This is a genomic window from Humidesulfovibrio sp., from assembly GCF_031082295.1.
GTDB lineage: Bacteria > Desulfobacterota > Desulfovibrionia > Desulfovibrionales > Desulfovibrionaceae > Humidesulfovibrio.
On sequence record NZ_JAVHLD010000013.1, the window covers coordinates 71,867 to 86,628 of the forward strand.

The 14,762-nt window shown below is 60.8% G+C and carries 18 protein-coding genes, 2 tRNA genes and 2 pseudogenes; 14 read left to right on the plus strand and 8 right to left on the minus strand.

Annotation, left to right across the window (positions count from 1 at the left end):
- Positions 1-8: 8 nt before the first annotated feature.
- Both RDU24_RS08960 and RDU24_RS08965 read right to left on the minus strand, forming a co-directional pair.
- Positions 9-206, minus strand: coding sequence for a hypothetical protein (locus tag RDU24_RS08960; RefSeq protein WP_308735404.1), 198 nt, complete (start codon positions 204-206; stop codon positions 9-11).
- Entirely contained in the window at positions 196-456 is a 261-nt protein-coding gene (locus tag RDU24_RS08965; RefSeq protein ID WP_308735405.1) for a hypothetical protein, read from the minus strand. Before RDU24_RS08965 ends, RDU24_RS08960 begins: the two co-directional genes overlap by 11 nt.
- Positions 457-547: 91 nt before the next feature.
- Between RDU24_RS08965 and RDU24_RS08970 the strand changes: the two genes are divergently transcribed.
- The 12 genes and pseudogenes from RDU24_RS08970 (at position 548) to RDU24_RS09025 (ending at position 7,597) form a co-directional block, all read left to right on the plus strand.
- Positions 548-1,288: a LexA family transcriptional regulator gene (locus RDU24_RS08970; RefSeq protein ID WP_308735406.1), complete on the plus strand. Its 741-nt coding sequence runs from the start codon at positions 548-550 to the stop codon at positions 1,286-1,288.
- Between the two features lie 5 nt (positions 1,289-1,293).
- Positions 1,294-1,485, plus strand: a complete 192-nt coding sequence (locus tag RDU24_RS08975; protein WP_308735407.1) for a hypothetical protein — start codon at positions 1,294-1,296, stop codon at positions 1,483-1,485.
- Positions 1,482-1,763, plus strand: coding sequence for an outer membrane protein assembly factor BamE domain-containing protein (gene bamE, locus RDU24_RS08980; protein ID WP_308735408.1), 282 nt, complete (start codon positions 1,482-1,484; stop codon positions 1,761-1,763). Before RDU24_RS08975 ends, bamE begins: the two co-directional genes overlap by 4 nt.
- Positions 1,764-2,564: 801 nt before the next feature.
- Positions 2,565-2,765 (plus strand): hypothetical protein, encoded by a 201-nt coding sequence (locus RDU24_RS08985; protein WP_308735409.1) that lies wholly within the window; start codon positions 2,565-2,567, stop codon positions 2,763-2,765.
- A gap of 3 nt (positions 2,766-2,768) precedes the next feature.
- The gene (locus RDU24_RS08990; protein WP_308735410.1) at positions 2,769-3,359 is read left to right on the plus strand and encodes a hypothetical protein; all 591 of its coding nucleotides are present in this window, start codon (positions 2,769-2,771) and stop codon (positions 3,357-3,359) included.
- A gap of 100 nt (positions 3,360-3,459) precedes the next feature.
- Positions 3,460-3,783: a hypothetical protein gene (locus tag RDU24_RS08995; protein ID WP_308735411.1), complete on the plus strand. Its 324-nt coding sequence runs from the start codon at positions 3,460-3,462 to the stop codon at positions 3,781-3,783.
- Positions 3,780-4,832 carry a DUF5131 family protein gene (locus RDU24_RS09000; RefSeq protein ID WP_308735412.1) on the plus strand — a complete coding sequence of 351 codons (1,053 nt, stop codon included), beginning with the start codon at positions 3,780-3,782 and terminating at the stop codon, positions 4,830-4,832. Before RDU24_RS08995 ends, RDU24_RS09000 begins: the two co-directional genes overlap by 4 nt.
- Positions 4,833-5,269: 437 nt before the next feature.
- Positions 5,270-5,497, plus strand: coding sequence for a hypothetical protein (locus tag RDU24_RS09005; protein WP_308735413.1), 228 nt, complete (start codon positions 5,270-5,272; stop codon positions 5,495-5,497).
- Positions 5,494-5,778: a hypothetical protein gene (locus RDU24_RS09010; RefSeq protein WP_308735414.1), complete on the plus strand. Its 285-nt coding sequence runs from the start codon at positions 5,494-5,496 to the stop codon at positions 5,776-5,778. The genes RDU24_RS09005 and RDU24_RS09010 overlap by 4 nt, the downstream gene beginning before the upstream one ends.
- A 23-nt stretch (positions 5,779-5,801) precedes the next feature.
- Positions 5,802-6,056, plus strand: coding sequence for a hypothetical protein (locus RDU24_RS09015; protein WP_308735415.1), 255 nt, complete (start codon positions 5,802-5,804; stop codon positions 6,054-6,056).
- A 684-nt stretch (positions 6,057-6,740) separates the two neighbouring features.
- Positions 6,741-7,340, plus strand: a pseudogene (locus tag RDU24_RS15980) (tyrosine-type recombinase/integrase); the annotation flags it as partial.
- A 94-nt stretch (positions 7,341-7,434) separates the two neighbouring features.
- A tRNA-Leu gene (locus RDU24_RS09025) sits at positions 7,435-7,597 on the plus strand.
- Positions 7,598-7,765: 168 nt separating this feature from the next.
- On the opposite strand, the pseudogene RDU24_RS09030 reads toward RDU24_RS09025, so the two are convergent.
- From RDU24_RS09030 to RDU24_RS09040, 3 genes and pseudogenes are all read right to left on the minus strand, one after another.
- Positions 7,766-9,993 (minus strand): annotated as a pseudogene (locus tag RDU24_RS09030) (DNA translocase FtsK).
- Between the two features lie 123 nt (positions 9,994-10,116).
- The gene (efp, locus tag RDU24_RS09035; protein WP_308735417.1) at positions 10,117-10,680 is read right to left on the minus strand and encodes an elongation factor P; all 564 of its coding nucleotides are present in this window, start codon (positions 10,678-10,680) and stop codon (positions 10,117-10,119) included.
- Between the two features lie 45 nt (positions 10,681-10,725).
- Positions 10,726-11,199 carry a type II 3-dehydroquinate dehydratase gene (locus tag RDU24_RS09040; protein WP_308735418.1) on the minus strand — a complete coding sequence of 158 codons (474 nt, stop codon included), beginning with the start codon at positions 11,197-11,199 and terminating at the stop codon, positions 10,726-10,728.
- A gap of 178 nt (positions 11,200-11,377) precedes the next feature.
- On the opposite strand from RDU24_RS09040, the gene yihA reads away from it, so the two are divergent.
- Positions 11,378-11,899 carry a ribosome biogenesis GTP-binding protein YihA/YsxC gene (gene yihA, locus RDU24_RS09045; protein ID WP_374989751.1) on the plus strand — a complete coding sequence of 174 codons (522 nt, stop codon included), beginning with the start codon at positions 11,378-11,380 and terminating at the stop codon, positions 11,897-11,899.
- A 5-nt stretch (positions 11,900-11,904) separates the two neighbouring features.
- On the opposite strand, the gene RDU24_RS09050 is transcribed toward yihA, so the two are convergent.
- Genes RDU24_RS09050 through RDU24_RS09060 form a run of 3 tightly spaced genes read right to left on the minus strand, consistent with a single transcriptional unit; the run spans position 11,905 to position 14,419 of the window.
- A complete protein-coding gene (locus RDU24_RS09050; RefSeq protein WP_308735420.1) occupies positions 11,905-13,062 on the minus strand; it encodes an LptF/LptG family permease in 1,158 nt (385 codons plus the stop codon).
- The gene (lptF, locus tag RDU24_RS09055; RefSeq protein ID WP_308735421.1) at positions 13,059-14,222 is read right to left on the minus strand and encodes an LPS export ABC transporter permease LptF; all 1,164 of its coding nucleotides are present in this window, start codon (positions 14,220-14,222) and stop codon (positions 13,059-13,061) included. Before lptF ends, RDU24_RS09050 begins: the two co-directional genes overlap by 4 nt.
- 5 nt (positions 14,223-14,227) lie before the next feature.
- Positions 14,228-14,419: a hypothetical protein gene (locus RDU24_RS09060; protein WP_308735422.1), complete on the minus strand. Its 192-nt coding sequence runs from the start codon at positions 14,417-14,419 to the stop codon at positions 14,228-14,230.
- Positions 14,420-14,607: 188 nt separating this feature from the next.
- Here RDU24_RS09060 and RDU24_RS09065 point away from each other — a divergent pair.
- Positions 14,608-14,684, plus strand: a tRNA-Met gene (locus RDU24_RS09065).
- The last annotated feature ends 78 nt before the right edge of the window (positions 14,685-14,762 follow it).

Below are 14,762 nucleotides of genomic sequence, written 5' to 3' on the forward strand. Positions count from 1 at the left end.
CAAAATAGTTACTGACTTCCGTGGCTCACGAGGATAAAACGGGCAGTGGCAGGGTACTTTTGAGCGAAGGCACAGGACCTGATGAGCGCGAACTCGTACAGGTCCGGCCTGGAAAGCCCGGTCACGCGCATGGCGTCCTGCACCATGGACTCGACGCTGGGACGAAGCCTTGTCGAACGCGCCCCCCCCTTCTTCTCAGCATGCATGCTGCGGCTCCCGCGTGGTGCCGTCGCCCCGAAGGCGCGTTTGGGAAATGGCCTCGGCGGCCGGGATGGTTTCGTCCAAGGTCTGCATGGCCTTGCGCACCAGGTCTGCGTTGCTGGAGCGCATGTCCTTTTGCGGGTCGTTCAGCACGCGGGTGATGTACCCCACGCGGATGCCCGCGGCCTTGGCCAGGTGGTTGGGCTTGAACTTGGTACGCGCCAGAAACAGTTTGATCTCGGTTCCGATGTTCATGAAAGCACGACTACCAAACTTGGTACCACAAGTCAAGCAGAACAACCAAAAATGGAAGTTCGGTTTCGCAAGTTAAAGATAAGAGGATGTTATGGGTATATCAGAGCAGATCATCGACACTTTAAACGCGCTGGTGCAGACGGAATATGAGGGCTACCCCAACCGCCTGGCCAAGCGCGTAGGCATCACGGTGCAGCAGCTCGGCCGCTGGCTCACGGGCGAGACCTCGCCGCAGCTGGAAAAGATAGGCCCCGTGCTCGACGCGCTAGGCTTCACCCTTGCGCCCCCGGGCGAACGCCAGGCCGCGCTTCAGCGCGAGGTGCAGTTCCTGGCGCCGCGGATACTGAGCGCCGAGCTCGGCACGCCACCGCCGGCGAGCGACGACTACTTCGCCGTGCCCCTGGCCGAGTCGCCCGTGGCCGCCGGGCCGGGCCTCATCAACGAGGACCAGGTGCGCGGCTGGATCATCGTCTGGCGCCACCACGAATCCATACGCTTCCGCACGGACCTCGTGGCCGTGGAGATCGGCCGCGGCGAGACTTCCATGACGCCCACGCTGCATCCTGGCGACATCGTGCTGGTGGACCGCGCCGAGCGCCTGCCAGACCCGGACGGCAAGATCATGCTTACCTGCGACCCGGACGGCGGGTGCGCCATCAAGAGAGTGAGCACTCGCAAGGTTGACGGCGATATCGAGTTGGTGTTTTATTCGGACAACGGCAAGGAGTTCCCCCCGCGCGTGCAGCGCCTAGGGCGCGACTACGGCGGCGAGCTGGCCCACGCCATCGGCGGCAGGGTAGTGTGGGCCTGGTCCGACATGACCAGGAAGTGAACGGCATGAGCGCCCGCACGAAACTTGTACTTGCCTTCATTCCTTGGCTGGCCGGGTCCGTTGCCGGCGCCCTGCTTGCGGATGACCCGCCTGGTGACCTTGCCCTGGCCGGCTACATCCTGGTGATGATGCCCTTCTCGTATTTCGTGTGGGCCGCGCTCTATGACTACAACAAAGCCAGAAGGAGTCCGAGATGAAAAGCGCTTCCGTGCTCGTTTCCCTGGTCCTGGCCGCCATGCTTCTCGTCGGCTGCGCCACCAGCGCTAAAAAAATTGCCGATGTCCGCATAGGGATGACCAAGGCCGAAGTCATCCAAACGCTTGGTGAACCTTCTGGATATGGTGCGGAAGGACCGGACACCTATCTCAATTACAGCATGCTTGAAGCTGTCGGAGATTGGGACCACACAAAATATTCCGTCGTTTTAAGGAATGGACAGGTGGTGAAGTACGGCCGCTTTGACCAGTTGAAATAGTCTCAAACCACTGATGGGCGGGGCTTTAAGCCCCGCTTTTTTCCTTGCGCCAACTGGCGCTTTTTTTGCGCCCTCCTCGCTACCATTTTTGGTATTTCTTCTTGACGAAAGCTACCACGTTTGGTAGTCATGGACTCACGCCACGCACACACCGGCCATACGAGAAAGCGGTGGAGCGCGCTGGGGCCAGCGGAGCGGCAGAGCCAAACCCACCCCAGCCGCGCAAAGCCTCCCAGGAACGCCAACCGGCCCGCAGCGGCGGTTGCTCTTTGATTCGCAGTCGTAGAGCCAGCAGGAACGGAAGTGCGGACCCCCCGCCTGGTGCGTTCCTGCTGGCTAGGGCGCGGCGGCGTGGATGGACACGCTACCGAAAGAGGGGCTGACCCCAGCGGGGTCTGGCTGGTCAACGAGGGGGCGAGGAATGCGCCAGATGCAAAAGTACCTCATCCAAGAGCCCCAATAGCCGGAATCAAGCCCGGCCTGCGCCCGAATCCACGACTGCGAATCTCCTACGGGAATGCCGGGCCTCGACATCGCGGGCTGACAGCGGAGTCTCTAGCGGTCCTCACAGGACGCCCGGCAGGGACGGTATCAGCAAGGACCGCGACCGCTGAAAGGGTGCGGAGGGGAAAGGAGCCTTCCGCACCCCACCCGCAGACAACGGAGGCGCCATGTTTGACCCGGAATACGCCCGCGCCAGGCGCGCGGAGCTCTGGACGCGGGACTTTGTGCCCGGCCTGGAGCCAAGCAGGAGGATGGAATGCCCAACAAGCCCCGACAGGAAAAGCGCATCTGCGCCTTATGCGGCACACGCACCAGGCGCTTGTTGCCCACGGAAGGGACCGCGACATGATCCGCTTTCTTGACAACATCTTGGGTCTGGTGCCGCCAGTGGTCTTGGGTGCCATCGCCTACGAGAACGGCTTTTCCGTATCCGCATCGCTTGGGGTGGTCATCGTAGCCCTGTACCTGGCTACCATCACTAAGCGGCTTGGAGGGTAGCCCATGACACGCTACCTCATCAACTGCATCATCGCCTTTGCCGTTGGCATGTTCTGGAGTGTCAGCGGTTCGCCCTGGTACAAGAGCGTGCTCATGTTCTTGAGCGTGCTTCTTATGCTGGAGTGGTTCAACCCCAGCAACATCCTAAAAACCAGGGTCGGAATCTTTACTGTAAAAGCCCTCACCAAACTGATCCGCTGGTTGGGCGTGGATGACATGCCGCCCGTTGCCACCCCGGCAAGACGTAGCGCCCCGTTACGTCAAGGCTACATCCGCCTGCGCGGAATCAACATCGAGATCGACGGCATGGGGCAGGACGGCCAGGCCATCCTCGCGGAGTGCACACGGCTACGCGATGGCGTGGATCGGCTGGCGCTGGAGGCCTTGGGCCTGGTCAACCCCATTTTGGACTACGCTTGCCGCGTTTCGGGCGTGTTGAAGTCCACCAAGTTTTCCTGGGAACCCGGCGACGTTGACCCCGAGGCTCTTTGCACCATCCTTGCGGAGTCCAGGTTTGAGTCCAAGCACTACGACATGCCAAAAGTCGCCCGCCTGGCCAGGCGCGTGACATGGATCAAGGGGGAAAATGCATGAGCCGCCAGCAGTTCGCCCTGCTCCTCCTCGTCGTCATCGTCCTTTTTGTCACCATCACCGCGGCCCGCTACAGGGCGCACAACCGCAGGAAGGTGTAGCCATGAGCCAACACATATACATGGGGCCGCCTGAAATACTCCGCCCCAAGGACGAGTTCACCCGCGCCATGTGGTGCCCGGAGGTGGAGGAGGAGCGGCGCCGCGCACGGAGCGACAAAGGCGCAGCGGAGTCTGAATTGCACCACCTGAAGCGTTTTGCCGTGGGCACACCCAGCCACGGCGGCCGCATCTTCACTTTGCACCTGGAGTTCGACGGCATGATGCTCGCCTCCATGGCCGGAAACATGGAGCAGGCGCGTGATTTCATGTGGGCCTGCGTCGAGGAAAAGATCGTCAACAACCTGTTTCGTGCGAGGCGGTCATGAGCGGCGCAACCAAGATCGAGTTCTGCCACATGACGGTCAACCCGCTGGTCGGGTGCTCGCGCAAGAGCCCGGGCTGTGACCACTGCTACGCCGTGACTATGGCCCGCCGGCACGGTGGTAACCCCAAGACGCCGCAGTACCACGGCCTGACGCGCATGAGCATCGGCGGCCCGGAGTGGACCGGCGAGGTGCGCTGGGTGCCGGGCGTGCTGGAAAAGGCGCTGGTGGGGCTGACCCTGTGCCGCACCAGCAAGCGCGTCTTCATCTGCTCCATGTCCGACATCGCCCACGAGAAGGCCACCCTGCAGCACCTGGCCAACGTGTACGCCTTTGCCGCGGCGCTGCCGCGGCACAAAATCATCCTCATCACCAAGCGGCCGGACCTGCTGCTGCTGCGCACCCGGGCGCTGATGGAGCGCCTGGAAAACTTCCGCGACACCTGGGACGCCGCGCGCAAGCAGTTGTACGACGCCTGCAACGCCGCTGCACGGGCGCGGTTCAGCGTCAACCGCGACAGCAAAAGCGCCCTGGCGCTCCAGAACAAAGCGGAAGCCATCGGTATCCTGTACGCCGACGTGCGGTTCCCGCTCAAGAACGTCATGCTTATGGCAACAGTGGAGGATCAGGAAAGGCTGGAGGAGCGGATCGAGCCCATGATGGAACTGGCCGCGCGCGGCTGGCACACGGGCCTGATCTCCGAGCCCATGCTGTCGGGCATCGACCCGGATCGCATCACCATCAGCAACGAGGACGGCAGCGGCTACAACATCAACGCGCTCGAAGGCACGGCCTGGGACGAGGAGAACGGCGAGCTCTCCACGGACCTGGACGGCGAGGTTCCGGCCAAGGCCATCGAGTGGTTCGTCTGCGGCATGGAGCAGGGGCCTGGCAGGCGCCTCCTGGACATCCGGTTCGCTATGGCCCGTGCCACGGAATGCGCCATCGCGGGTGTGCCGTGCTTCTTCAAAAAGGACAGCTACGGGCGTTACCCCGCCCAAATGCCCCGCCACTTCCCGGAGTGGATGCTGTGCGACGGGGAGGCGAAATGAAAGAGCGCCCCATCATCTTCTCCGGCCCCATGGTCCGCGCGATCCTGGCCGGGACCAAGACGCAGACGCGGCGGCCGGTGAAGCCGCAGCCTGAGCCATATGGAGAGCCTGACTCGTGGTGGCATCCGGCGACAGAGGGTGAACCCCAATGGGGGGCACACCTCTCAGATGCCATCAAGTGGGTATGCCCCTACGGCCAGCCCGGCGACCGCCTGTGGGTGCGGGAGGAGTGGCACATCGCGGGCAGCTCAAAGCACCATTCTGAGCCGTTCCAGCGCATCCATGTAGCCTACCGCCCACACTCTCAAATGGCAATAAAAGGCGGGCACAGGGTTGACGGCAAGACGTTCCACCTTGACCCTAACACGCCATATCCGTGTTCCAGCACCCCAAGCCACCGCAAGGACGGCGCTATACGCTGGCGCCCTTCCATCCATATGCCCCGCTGGGCCTGCCGCCTGGTGCTGGAGATCGTGAGCGTGCGCGTGGAGCTGTTGAAAGACATCACCATAGCCGATGCACAGGCTGAAGGCTTTGACGGGCACGGGGCCATAATACCCTTCATCCAGACGTGGGAGCGCATGTACGGCAACCGTGGCCTTGGCTGCGACGCCAACCCTTGGGTGTGGGTGGTGGGGCTCAAGAGGGTGGAGGTGGCCGCATGAGCACTTCCGACAAGCTGCAGGACCTGATTTCGCGTTGCGAGGGCGCGGTGTACATTTCCGTGAACGAGCACCGCAACTGCTACGACAGCGTGGAGCAGCACCTCGCAAACATGCCGACCAAGACGGACGACATCAACCCGGACGTGCGGGAGAAGATGATCCAGCTGGACACCGTGGTGGAGGTGCAGTTCTACCCGCTGACCCCGGTCGGCTTCCACGTTGTCTACCACCACGATCTCGACGCCGCGCTCGACGAGGCCCTGGCTTGCTTGGGCAAATGATTCAGGATCATAAGGAGGACTAAGTGATCTACCAGTACTACCTTCCCGACCACGGGGAAGACGCAACGGACGCCACCGAGTTCGACAGCCATTGGGGAAAGGACAGCCTTCGCTGGGTGGCGCAGGACGCGGCGGAGGAACATCATTCCGAGCACGACGGATGGGAGCACAACTGGCCGCTCCTGTTCGTCATCCTCGATGAAAACGGTGACGAGCTGGGGCGCTTCAACGTGGAGCGCGAGACTCGCCCGGAGTTCCACGCCTCCGAAGCCAAATGACACCTAATCATCCGCGTTTCATTTGTTAACAACAATACCTCTTGCGTCTCAAATCACCAGAAAAACGAGACACAAGTTGCCGCAGAGGAATATACGTGTACATCCGCACAGCCAAGGCCAGGGAAATCATCGACGCCGACACCGACGAGGCCGCAAGGAAGATCCTTGAAGGCCTCGGCGTGGTGCCGGTGGACTTTGGGCCTGGCCGCGGGCGCGGGCTGCGCTGGCCAAAGGATGAAATAATTATTGCCATGGACAAAAGGCGCTTCGGCGTCAAGCGGCCCCTGCCGGCACAAAAAAGGGTTGAGTGGACGCGGGAACTCGTGGTAGCGGCGGTGCATGGCGATACAAAAGCGTGACCGCAAGGCCAAGCCCTACCAGGTCTACTACGTCAACCCCAGCACCAGGAAAAGGGAAACGAGGTCGTTTGCCACCCTGCGCGAGGCCAGCGAGTACGACTCGGAGATCAAGCACAGGCTGAAGTTCAAGCCGGAATCCTTCGGCACGGAGCACAGCTCCGGCATTGCCCCCAGCTTCCAGACCCTCACCCTGGCCTACCTCAAGCACAAACGCTTTCCACCCAAGAGCGAGAACGAGACGTTCCACCACCTCAAGCCCGTCATGCCGGTCATCGGCCACCTCACCGCCGAGGAGATAACCCGCTCCACCCTGCGCGTGCTGGTCATGCGCCTGTCCGAGGGCGGCATCAAGCAAAACACGGTCAACCGCCGCATCAGCATCGTCAAATCCGTGCTGGCCTGGGCCGAGGACGCGGAACTCATCGAGGTGAACCACGCCCGCGGCTTCAAGTGCCTGCGCGGCGAGGACACCCTGCTGCAGCCGCCCACGCCCGGGGAGATAGAGCGCATCCTGGCCGTGGCGCCGGACCACCTCATCCGCGCCGTGACCCTTTCCTTCTACCTCGGGGTGCGCGTTGGCCCGTCCGAGCTGCTGCGCCTGCGCTGGGAACATTTTGATCTGGAGCGCAAAAAGGTCATCGTCCACAGCGCCAGGAAGAACCCCAAGGCGCCCTGGCGCGTCATCGACCTGAAAGAGGCCCTGATGCCCCTGCTGCTGCGTTGGCAGCAGGACGGGCACGAGTATGTCATCCACTACGCCAGGCGCGCCCACGGCCAGGTTGTGGACCTTCCAGTGACCACGTTCAAGCGCTCCTGGCACACGGCTTTGCGCGCCGCCGGCATCACAAGGCGCATCCGCCCTTACGACCTGCGCCACGCCTTTGCCACCTATGCCCTGGCGCACGGCGCGGATCTCAAGTCCGTGAGCGAGATCATGGGCCACGCCGACACGTCCATGGTGCTCAAGCGCTACCAGCACGCCCTGCCTGCGCAGAAACTGGCGGCCATCAACGCCGGGCCGGTGCTGAAAGTGGCTACATCAAATGGCTACGTTTCTGGCCCCAAAACACCCCTTTCCGAGGTAGCCACTCACGAAAAAGTGCAATAAAAACAAGGCATATAGAATGCGTCGCCGCGTTCGGGACGCGGAGACCGGAGGTTCAAATCCTCTCATCCCGACCAGACAAATCAAGGGCTTGCGGCATAAACCGTAAGCCCTTTCTCACGATGTCCGGTCACTTGATTTCACACCCTTCCACAAAGCAACTCAATAAGACATACCATAAAAAAGCCCCGGCGAAATCATTCGCCAGGGCCTGTTGCCGTTCTAAGGCCGAGCGGCACTGCGACTCACTCGCGGCCGCGCATGACAACCCTGGGCTTGCTGCCGTCAGCGGCGCCAAGAAGACCGTCCGCCTCCATCTGCTCGATGTACCGCGCGGCACGATTGAAACCGATGCGGAAACGGCGCTGAATGAGCGAAATGGACGCCCTGCCCTGGCTGGTGACGAACTCGACGGCTTCGGCATACATGGGGTCATCGGCTGTGCCGGACTCCCCCCCCCCTGGCCTCCGCCAGCGCCACCGACGTCGCCGTCCTTGCGCCACTCGGAAAAGTCCAGGTCGAACTGCTGGGGCTGGCGAGCCTTCCAATGGGCAACAATGGCCTCGATCTCGGCCTCATCCACATAGGCTCCGTGCAGGCGCCGGAGCTTGGCCCCGCCGGACTTGTAGAGCATGTCCCCCTTGCCCAACAGTCGCTCCGCGCCGACCGTGTCCAGGATGGTGCGCGAGTCGTGGCGGCTCGTTACCTGAAAGGAAATGCGCGTGGGGAAGTTGGCCTTGATGAGCCCCGTCACCACATCGACGCTGGGACGCTGCGTGGCAAGGATCATGTGTATGCCCGCGGCCCGGGCAAGCTGTGCCAGGCGGACGATGCACGTTTCCACGTCCTTGGCGGAGGTCATCATCAGGTCGGCAAGCTCGTCGATGACGATGACGAGATACGGCAGGGGCGCAAGGTCGGCGAATTCCTCCGGACGCTTGTCGCCCATCTCGGCCAGCTTCTGGTTGTACCCCTCGATGTTGCGCACTCCGAGGCGCTGCAAGATCTCGTAGCGCGAGTCCATCTCGCACATGGCCCATTCCAAGGCGCTTTTGGCAAGCGCCATGTCGGTCACCACGGGGTGCACCAAGTGCGGCAGGTCGGAGTAGATGGCAAGCTCAATGCGCTTGGGGTCGATCAGGAGCAGTTTGACCTGTTCGGGTGTGGCCTTGAACAGAATGCTCACCAGGAAACCGTTCAGGCACACACTCTTGCCCGCGCCGGTGGCTCCCGCAACAAGGAGGTGGGGCATGGTGGCCAGGTCGGCGATCTGCGGCGCGCCCTGGATGTCCTTGCCAAGCGCCAGGGCCAAGGGCGAGCGGGCCATGGCGAACACCGGCGATTCGATGATCTCGCGCAGCGACACGGTCTGTCGTTTCTCGTTGGGAATCTCCACGCCGATGGAGTCCTTGCCGGGAATGGGGGCTTCGATGCGCACGGCCAAGGCCTTGAGAGAAAGCGCGATGTCGTCGTTCCGCGCCGCAATGGTGCTGATCTTGACGCCGGGTGCGGGCTTGAACTCGAACATGGTGACCACAGGCCCGGGCAGCACCTGTTGGATCTCACCCTGAATGTTGAAATCGGCCAGGCAGGCGGTGAGCTGGCGAGCCTTGGCCTGCAGGGTTTTCGGATCCGCGTTGGCCTGCTGCAGCGGCGCCTCGCGCAGGAGCTCAGAACTCGGCAAATCGGCGCGGGCAGGAGGACTCGCCGTGGCTGGCGCCTTCTTCTTGGCGCCTGGCGTCTCAAAAGGCTTGAGCACCAGGTTGTCGCCCGTCAGATCCGGCTCGACGTAGGGCTCGGCCTCGGCCTTGCGTGAGGTCTGTGCAGCCCCGGCCGGTGTCTCGGTCTTGTCTGGCTTGCCCTGTTTGCCGGGTTTGTCGGCCTTCGTGGTACCGCCCTGGCTTTCATTGAGGGTCCGTCTGCGCAGCATGCGCTCGCGATACTTGCACCACTGGTCATAACAGAACGATTTGACGCGCTTGAAGACCGTCGCCCAGCTCACCTGGAAGCCGACCTGAACCGAGGCGGCCGTGAGGAAAATCCAGAACAAAACCGAGCCCCAGGGGCTCAGCAGGTCGAGGGATGTCCCGGCAAGATACTTGCCGAGGAGGCCGCCGGCTGTCAGCGATGGCTTGATGTTGGAGACGGGCTTGACCCAGGGGCTCGTAACCCAGGCCATGACGCACAGGACAACCGTTCCGACGCCAACCCAGCGGTGCCAGGGCAGGCTCAGCCGGTCGGAAAAATGGGACAGGCCCATGTAGGCGAGCAGGAGCGGCCAGGCAATTGCCCCGATGCCGAATATCTCCACGAGGAAACCGGCTATGTAGGACCCCACCGTCCCGGCCATGTTGCTGGTCTTCCAGGTGGCGGTGACGGCCTGGTTGAAGGTCGGGTCGTCCGGATGGAAGGAAAAGACGCACAGAAACAGGAACGAGGCGATGAAGAGATACGCCAGGCCCTTGATCTCCATGCGAAATTTAATGCTGTCCGTGACCCTACCCTCCACTGTCGCGGCCTTGCGGCGAGGCTTTGCGACGGTCTGCGATGCGCCCGGCCCGGAGAAATTGCGCCCCGGACCGGGAGCCTTCACCGACTATTCCCGGTCGCGGCTGATGTAGGCGCCGGTGCGGGTGTCGACCTTGATGCGCTCGCCCTGGGCGATGAACAGCGGCACGTTGACCATGATGCCGGTCTCCATCTTGGCGGGCTTGTTGGCGTTGGTCACGCGGTCACCCTGCACGCCGGGCTCGGTCTCGATGACCTCGAGCACCACGGACGCGGGCAGATCCATGTCGAAAAGCTCGCCGTTGTACAGCAGGACCTTCACGGTCTCGCCTTCCTTGACGTAGCCGCCCTTCTCGCCCACCTGAGTGGCCGGGATGTGCTTCTGCTCATAAGACTCCATGTCCATGAACACGAAGTCGTCGCCCTCTTTGTAAAGGTACTGCATGTCCTGCATGGCGATGTCGGGCTTGTCCACCTTCTCGCCGGAGCGGAAGGTCTGGTCAACCACACGACCGTTCAGGATGTGCTTGAGCTTGGTGCGCACGAAGGCGCCGCCCTTGCCGGGCTTAACATGCTGGAACTCAACGATTTCGTAAGGCTTGCCGTCCATCTCGATCTTGAGACCGCGACGGAAATCAGACGTGGAATACATTCAACCTCCGGGCATAAGCGGCGGGCAACCCTTTGCCACGCCTAATTATTTTTTGTCCTCAACTTTTGCGGCGTGCCGTTCCAGCGCAAGGACGGCCAACGCATACCCGAGAATGCCGAAACCGGCAACAACTCCAATGCAGGATTTCCCCATGAGGCTTTTCTGGCGCAGGGGCTCGTCCGTGCGGGCAAATATGTTCGAGAGATGCACCTCGACGCACGGCACGCCAATCCACGCCAGGCAATCCGCAATGGCAAGGCTGGTGTGCGTCAACGCCCCGGCGTTGAAAGCCACGCCGTCCAGGCCCTCGCTCCGGGCCTTCTCCAGACGGTCGATGAGGTTGCCCTCAAAGTTCGACTGATGAAAAAGCAGCTCGATGCCCTCGGCCTCCGCCCCCATGATCTCCTTCAGCATGCCGGGCAGGCTGTCCAGGCCTTGGGAGCCGTAGATCTCCGGCTGACGTGCGCCGATGTGGCCAAGGTTGGGACCGTTCAGGACAAGATATTTGCGAGTCTTCATGGCTGCCGCCTGGGGTTAGGGGGTGCATGCACGCTTGACGCCGAAGCAAAAAGCCACCATCTACAGCGCACCGGGAACAACTCCCGGCAACCGGGGTATTATGAATCGAACTTTCGACTTAGTCAAAACCGCGTACGAACTGTCCCAACTGCTGCCGACCGAAGAGCCGCAAGTGGCCATGGCCGGTCGCTCCAACGTGGGCAAATCCTCGCTCATCAACTGCCTTGCCCAGCGCAAGGGCCTGGCCAAGACAAGCTCCACGCCCGGCAAGACGCAGAGCGTCAACTTCTTCAAGATCGAGCCAGGCGGCTACACGCTTGTGGATCTGCCCGGCTACGGCTACGCGCGCCGCTCCCAGACCGAGCGCGCCAAATGGGGCAAGCTCATCGAGCACTTCCTGACCAAAAGCCCCGGCCTCAAGGCCGTTGCGGTGCTCATCGACGTGCGTGTGCCGCCGCAGAAAAGCGATCTCGAGCTTGTTGGCTGGCTGCGGCACGCGAACATCCGCATACTGCCCGTGCTGACCAAGTGTGACAAGGTGAATCAACGCGAGGCATCGGCCCGGCAGCGCGAATGGCGTGATCTTCTCGGCGGCATGGCGACGCCCATCTGCTTCTCCAGCGTCACCGGCCAGGGACGAGACGCCCTGTGGAACGCTCTGGACTCCCTCGCGGCGCCCCCTGCCGAACCGGCGGAATAATCGCCCTACCCCTGCTCCTCGCGAGAAAAGATCAGCTGCATCCTCACGCGAAGACGATGCGCCCGAATGCCCAGCCAGGGGATGGAAACCCAAGCCAGGCGGGCCAAAGCCGCTGCGCTGAAAACCCCGTTGGCGAGCCATGCACCGAGAATGGCTGGCATGAGGCCCTTCTGCCCGGTGGTTATCCCCAAAACATAGAGTCCGTAATAGCCGAACACGACCAAGAGGCTCAGCAGAAGGTTCACGTACATGTTTTCGAAAAGGGTCGACAAGGCCAAGGCCAACAACGCCATGGTCAGCATGGAAAAGGCGTAGGACCACTTCCCATGCCATGCCGTGCGCAGACGCTCGACGTTTGACCCCGACTCGCGCAATTCGTCAATGACTTGGCCCAGTCGCAACAGCGGCAGGTCGGCCTTGTCGCCGCTGTCCATGGCAAGGAAGCCGCGCATGTCTTGGCGCACCGGGATGAAGTGCGACAAGAGCTTCATGGAATCGAAATTGCCTGTCTCAATCTCCCAGACATCCAGCAAGCCCCAGCCGTGCTCATCCACAAGCCCTTTCTTGGCAGTCATGATGCGCGAAAGGCGATTGGTGTCGCGGTCAAACTCGTACACGGTAACGTCGTTGACGCGGCTCTGAGTGGGCTGCGCCTCGCCCGCGTGGACGATATAAGGCCCTTCGCGAAACCAGAGGTTCTTCAAGACCCGCTTGTCGAGCTGACGCTTGCGGACCTCCTCGCGCCAGATGCGGTTGGCCTCCTGCTCGCCATAGGAGGCGAGGAACTGGGAGAACACCAACTGGCCGACGCTCCATATGAGCGCATACACAATAAAAAAGCGTAAAAACCAGCGAATGGACACGCCACCGGCGCGCAGTGCCATCATCTCGCGGCTACGCACCATGAGTCCAAGCTGAATAATGACCGCCAAGAGAAATACGGCCGGCAAAATCTGGGAAAAGATCAGCGGCATCTTCACTGCGAAATATGTCAGTATCTGGCGTACGCCTAAGCCGGCATCGATAAAATGCTCCAGGCGGTCAGATAGGTCGGTGAGGAGATAGATAAATGTGCCCGCTCCCAGGCAAGTGGCCATGAGAAACAAGTTTTGGCGCACGACGTATGCCCCGAGCGCGCTGAGTCGGAAGCTCGAAAAACTCACGCGACGCTCCTTTGGCGCAACTTCTGGAGCAGCCAAAGCACGCCGGTGGGCATGCGCTCGCGCACGGCCTGGCGCAAGAAGATCAGCCCGACGCCCAGGAAAAGAAGATTGGGAATCCAGACCCCGACAAAGGGCGGCACAATCCGCGACTCACCCAAACTTTCAGCCACGGAGAGAAGTGAATAGTAGACCAAAAAAACCCCGAGGGCCAAGACAATCCCAAACTGTTGCTTGAAGGCATGGAACACGCAGGCCACGGGAACGGAAAAGAGTCCAAGGATCAGGCAGGCGAGTGGCAGGGCAAGCCGCTTCTGGATCTCAACCTTGACCTTGAGTTGGCGAGTCTGGTCAAATTCTTTCATCAGCTCAGGGTCGGAGTCATACTCAAGAAGCCTCGCGAAAGAGAGCTCCTTTGGCGAAGTGCTTTCGAAGCCGAGTTTGCGCAGCATTTTCCCTAACGGCAACCGAACGGAATATGTACCAAAGTGTAGAATATCCAAGGTCTCGCCCACGCGTCGGAAAATACGGCCGTTTTTAAAGAGAACCTTGATCTGCTCGTTCTCGGCATCTGTGATGACTGATCCTTCCGGCGCAATGACAGTAGTTGTGAAGGCTTTGTTCGTTTTGTCCTGTACGAATACGAACTTAATATCACCAGTTTCCAGGTTGACCTTCTGTGCATAAATGGTGAGGCCTGGAAATTCTTGGTTAAATACGCCGGACTGCAAAGAGAGCTTTGTCTTGGTTCTGGCAAATTCTATCAGTGAATTCTTGAACTGCTGCATGCCCCAAGACACGCCGAAAAGGCCGATATACAGGCTGAAGAGCGAACACATGCCGCCGAAGACAAGAGGCGCGAACAAGAGTTGATAGAGACTCACACCGCTGGCCTTCAGCGCCGTAAGCTCACGATCGGCGCTCATGCGGAGGAACGTCAAAAATATGCTGAGCATGCAGGCGATTGGTGTCAACAAAAGCAAAAATACCGGGCTTAAATAAAAGAACAATTTCAGGATATCAAAAACGCCAAGGTCTTGTGACAGCAACATTTCCCGCAATTGCAGCAGCCGCCCGACCAGGATAAGACCCAGCAGGCAGGAGCCAATGAGCACGAACAGCGAGAACTGCTCCTTGAATATTTGACGGTGAACGATCTTCAATGATGTTACTCGACTGTGGCATCGCCCTTAAAGAAGCGCTCAAGGAATTCCTCTTCAAGAGGACCGAGGTTGAAGCGCATGGCAGCTTCCTCGATGGCTTTCTTCCGCGCGGCAGGGCTGTCCAACGGAATGTTTTGCTCGCAGATCCAGTCTATGGCGCGCTTTGTCAGCTCGCACTGAGGTATCACGGTTGTCATAATATCTCCTCTTTTTGCCATTGCTTGCCAATGACTTGCAAAAGATACACCAGCCTTGTCCGTCTGGCAACGCGAAGGATTTTGCACCAGCAAAAAGAAGATTTCGATTCAACGCACATTGCCCCCTGTTACCCCCTTGCAAACCGTTTAGAGAATGGCTATAAGGCGCTTCCCGTTGAGGGAAATGTGGCGAGGTAGCTCAGTCGGTCAGAGCATGCGGCTCATATCCGCAGTGTCGGGGGTTCAATTCCCTCCCTCGCTACCACATGACAAAAATGCCGCGCCTTCGGGCGCGGTTTTGTTTTTGGTCCTTGCCTTCCTGGGGCAAAGGCTTATCTTTCAG